The organism is Mesorhizobium sp. CA15, from assembly GCF_020165215.1.
Classification (GTDB): domain Bacteria; phylum Pseudomonadota; class Alphaproteobacteria; order Rhizobiales; family Rhizobiaceae; genus Mesorhizobium.
In genome coordinates this window covers 1-1,333 of sequence record NZ_JAIUHQ010000044.1, presented here as the reverse complement: position 1 = coordinate 1,333, position 1,333 = coordinate 1, and the positions used below count along the sequence as shown (strand labels likewise).

The following is a 1,333-nucleotide window of genomic DNA, read 5'->3' as shown; positions in this document are numbered from 1 at the left end:
CGGTCATGCACGAGTACTTAGGCTTGGAAGGTGGTCCTCCCAATTTCAGACAGGATTTCACGTGTCCCGCCTTACTCAAGGACGATTGATCGCATTACGCGTACGGGGCTGTCACCCGCTATGGCCCTACTTTCCAGAAGGTTCCGCTTGTCTCTCAATCGCCACTGGCCTGGTCCGGGTTCGCTCGCCACTACTTCCGGAGTCTCGGTTGATGTCCTTTCCTACGGGTACTTAGATGTTTCAGTTCCCCGCGTTCGCCACTTTATCCCTATGTATTCAGGATAAGTTACCTATTAGCGATACTTGGAAACCACAGCAGCAAGACGGCGCGATCCGAAGGATCGTCGCATCCCTGCTGCTCTGATTTTCCAAGTACCTTAGGTGGGTTTCCCCATTCGGAAATCTACGGATCAAAGGGTATTCGCACCTCCCCGTAGCTTATCGCAGCGTATCACGTCCTTCATCGCCTGTGCATGCCAAGGCATCCACCAATTGCCCTTAAGACACTTGATCGTTCTCATTGCCAATACCCATCACGCAATCCCGAAGGGATTGTCGCCTGAGCAAAATCCTGTGCGGGACTTGCTTCAATGGAATTGGCACAAAAAGACCAGCTTCTCGAGATCGGTTCGAGGGCGCGGTTAGGCAAACCCATCATATGCAAGGGATTGAGCGTCCCTTGCGACAAATCATGGCCCTTTCGGGACCCATGAAGTTCGAACAAATCTTCTCTTTACGATGTCAAACAGAACAGGCGCAGAGCACGAAGCTCGACGCAAACTCATTTTCGAATGACTGACCACCGGCGACCATCTCTACTCGACACGTCCCATCTTCACAAAAAAATGGTTGGTGGAGCCGGACGGGATCGAACCGACGACATCCTGCTTGCAAAGCAGGCGCTCTCCCAGCTGAGCTACGGCCCCTGATAGTGCCCGATCGCATCGACCGGCAAGCGACAACCCTTCGGGTTGCACTGTTAGTGGTGGGCCTGGGAGGACTTGAACCTCCGACCTCACGCTTATCAAGCGCGCGCTCTAACCAACTGAGCTACAAGCCCTAAAGACCGCGCTCTGCCCGTAACAAGCTGCTGACCTCGAGGCAGAGCCTCGCAAGGCCGACCGGCCGTCGCGGCTCGTGCCGCGCCCTCGCGGAGCGCCAGCAGCCAAAGGCTGCGGTACGGCGCGCGAGCGCTGATCCAAAGTCATTCGCGAAGAAAGAGAAACGAAGGCGGCAGACCCGCTTTAAGGTATGCACGACGGTAAGAGTGACTCTCTTCCGTCTTGTTCCAAGAGAACCGAAAGGCAGAGGCTCAACGAGTGAGCGTTTCCAT

2 tRNA genes and 1 rRNA gene are annotated in these 1,333 nt (G+C 55.2%); all 3 read right to left on the bottom strand.

The features are described from left to right. A 23S ribosomal RNA gene (locus LB515_RS28045) occupies positions 1-513 on the bottom strand; the annotation flags it as partial. 337 nt (positions 514-850) lie between these two features. After that, a tRNA-Ala gene (locus LB515_RS28040) sits at positions 851-926 on the bottom strand. Between the two features lie 57 nt (positions 927-983). After that, positions 984-1,060: transfer RNA gene (locus LB515_RS28035), tRNA-Ile, on the bottom strand. Between the last annotated feature and the right edge of the window lie 273 nt (positions 1,061-1,333).